Raw genomic sequence first — 288 nt, 5'->3', positions numbered from 1 at the left:
ATGAAACAGAAAATAATCGGGGTATTATAAAGGATAACGGCGAAACGCCATAAAAAGATACCGAACGGTACAATATTTGGGCTTGATTGCGTATTCATTGATATTTGATAACACAGCAAACGCCATTTTTGCCGCTACCATGATGAAACGGTTTGATAAATACTTTTTTGAAACCCAATTAAATCTGAAGTAAAATTCGGGTATAAACGGAAAAAAGCCTGCATACAATATGCAGGCTTTCATCTGGGGTGGCTGATGGGGCTCGAACCCACGACAACTGGAATCACA

Annotated in this window: 1 protein-coding gene; it reads right to left on the bottom strand. The window is 39.2% G+C overall.

What is annotated here, in order from left to right:
* Positions 1–24 precede the first annotated feature (24 nt).
* Positions 25–288 (bottom strand): hypothetical protein (locus tag ACTHSP_RS23660; protein ID WP_440347193.1); only part of this gene is annotated, 264 nt, incomplete at its 5' end.

Source organism: Neisseria sp. P0001.S005, assembly GCF_051963715.1.
This window is presented reverse-complemented; position numbering and strand designations above follow the sequence as displayed.